2 protein-coding genes are annotated in these 2,728 nt (G+C 66.2%); both read left to right on the top strand.

Annotation, left to right across the window (positions count from 1 at the left end; translation table 11 throughout):
• The first annotated feature begins 97 nt into the window (after nucleotides 1-97).
• Nucleotides 98-2,209: an ABC transporter permease gene (locus KY572_RS46740; protein WP_224250304.1), complete on the top strand. Its 2,112-nt coding sequence runs from the start codon at nucleotides 98-100 to the stop codon at nucleotides 2,207-2,209.
• Between the two features lie 4 nt (nucleotides 2,210-2,213).
• A partial coding sequence (locus KY572_RS46735) for an ABC transporter permease (protein ID WP_224250303.1) occupies nucleotides 2,214-2,728 on the top strand: 515 nt, incomplete at its 3' end.

The raw sequence follows: 2,728 nt of genomic DNA, 5'->3' as shown, positions 1-2,728 counted from the left end.
CCAACGCGGTGGTGCGGCTGGCGGACGGAAGGATCCTCGACCGCGTCACGCCGGCCGAGGCGGGCCTGTCGATGGCGGCCGGGGCGGAGGCGCACTGATGCTCGGCTCGCTCAAGCTGCTCTTGCAGGTGGCGTTCCGGAACCTGCTCAAGAGCAAGGTCAACATCATCATCGGCGGCATCATCTTCTTCCCGTCCTGTCTGGTGGTGACGGGAGGGGCCCTGCTGGACAGCATCGACTCCTCGATGAGCCGGTCGATCATCGGCTCGCTGTCCGGGCACCTCCAGGTGTACTCGGACAAGTCCAAGGAGGAGCTGGCCCTGTTCGGCGGCATGCAGGGTGAGGCGGACATCGCGGCCATCGACAGCTTCGCGCCCATCAAGGCCGCGCTGGAGAAGCACCCCAACGTGCGGACCGTGGTGCCCATGGGCACCAACAGCGCGTTGATTCCTTCCGGCAACACGGTGGACCTGACGCTGGCGCGGCTGCGCGACCTGTACCGCCGGGCTGGCGCCGAGGGCGAGAAGCCCGAGCTGCGCGCCCAGCTCGACAGCCTCAAGGCGCACGTGCGGCAGCTGGCCAACCTGCTGCACTCCGAGCAGGAGACGCGCCGTGTCCTGATGCGCGACGAGGAGCGGGAGCCCGCGGAGGAGGCGGCGCTGGAGAAGGCCCGCTCGGAGGCTTTCTGGGCCGACTTCGACAAGGACCCGCTCGCCTCACTGGAGTTCCTGGAGAACGAGCTGGCGCCTCAGGCCGCCGACGGGGACCTGCTCTACATCCACTACGTGGGCACGGATCTGGAAGCGTTCCAGAAGAGCTTCGACCGCATGAGGATCGTGGACGGGCAGGCGGTGCCGCGGGGCAAGCGGGGCATGCTGCTGTCCAAGTACTTCTACGAGGAGTTCCTCAAGCTGAAGACGGCGCGCCGCATGGACCTCATCAAGCAGGAGCGCGACACCAACAAGAAGACCATCGCCACCGACCCGCTGCTGCAGCGCTACGTGAAGGAGAACTCCACGCAGACGCGAGAGATCGTCTACCAGCTCGACCCGCTCAAGACGCAGCAGGCCACCGCTCGGCTGCAGGAGCTCCTCGGCAGCCAGGAGAAGGACCTGGCCAGGCTGCTGAACGCGTTCCTGGCGGTGAACGACGAGAACTTCGACGCCCGCTACAAGCAGTTCTACGAGCAGCTGGTACCACTGCTGGACCTGTACCGCATCCGCCTGGGCGACACGCTGACCATCACCGCGTTCAGCCGCACCGGATACGTGCAGAGCGTGAACGTGCCCATCTACGGCACCTACGAGTTCAGCGGCCTGGAGAAGTCCCCGCTGGCGGGTAACTCCAGCCTCATGGACATGATCTCCTTCCGCGAGCTGTACGGCTACCTCACCGAGGACAAGAAGGAGGAGATCGCCCAGCTCAAGACCAGGAGCGGCGCGGCCGAGGTAAAGCGCGAGGACGCCGAGGCCTCCCTCTTCGGAGAGTCCGCACCGTCCGCGCTGGTGGCCGACGCCACGCCGGGCCTCATCAACGAGAACGAGCAGATCAGCGACACCGGCGCCGCCCAGCGCAACGAGAACCTGCTGCAGCACGTCTACTCCCAGAAGGAGATCGAGGGCGGCATGGTGCTCAGCGCCGCGCTCATCCTGAAGGACCCGACGAAGCTGGACGCCACGCTGGCGGAGCTTCAGCAGTCCCAGGAGGTCAAGGATCTGAAGCTGCGAGTGGTGAGCTGGCAGCAGGCCGCCGGGCTCTTCGGCCAGTTCGTGACGATGATGCGCATGGTGCTGTGGGGCATCATCGTCATCCTCTTCGTCGTGGTGCTGGCCATCATCAACAACGCGGTGATGATGGCCACCATGCAGCGCGTGAAGGAAGTCGGGACGATGCGCGCCATCGGAGCTCGGCGCTCGTTCATCCTGTCCATGGTGCTGCTGGAGACGGTGGTGCTGGGCCTGGTGTTCGGCGGGCTGGGCGCGGGCGTGGGGAGTGGTCTGATCACCTGGCTGCACAACGTGGGCATCCCGGCGGGCTCGGAGGAGATGTACTTCTTCTTCAGCGGCCCGCGACTGATGCCGGTGCTGGCGCCGTCCAACATCATCGCGGCCTTCGCCCTGGTCGTGGGCGTATCCCTGTTCTCCACCCTCTACCCGGCCTTCATGGCCATGCGTGTGTCGCCCGTCACGGCGATGCAGACCGACGAGTGAAGCCATGCTCCAGATCCTTCTGATCGCTTACCGCAACCTGCTGGCGCACCGTCGGCGCACCCTGCTGCTGGGCGCCGCCATCGGGGGTGTCACGGCCGTGCTCGTCATCCTGATGGGAGTCACCAACGGGATGAAGTCCACCATGCTCGAGTCCGCCACCACGCTGATGAGCGGACACGTCAACGTGGGGGGTTTCTACAAGGTGACGGCGGGCCAGTCCGCGCCGGTGGTCACCAACTACCCGAAGCTCATCGAGGAATTGCGCAAGGAGGTGCCGGAGCTGGACTACGTGTCCCAGCGCGGACGGGGCTGGGCCAAGCTCGTCTCGGACACCGGCTCGGTGCAGGTGGGGGTGGGCGGAATCGACGTGGCGGACGAGCCAGGCTTCCGCAAGGTGGTCCAGCTCCGCGAGGGCAGGCTGGACGACCTGAACCAGCCGGCAACCATCCTCATCTTCGAGGAGCAGGCCAAGAAGCTCGAGGTGAAGGTGGGCGACACGCTGACGCTGGCGGCCCCCAC

Source organism: Hyalangium gracile (genome assembly GCF_020103725.1).
In the GTDB taxonomy this organism is placed as follows: Bacteria; Myxococcota; Myxococcia; order Myxococcales; family Myxococcaceae; genus Hyalangium; species Hyalangium gracile.
This window is presented reverse-complemented; position numbering and strand designations above follow the sequence as displayed.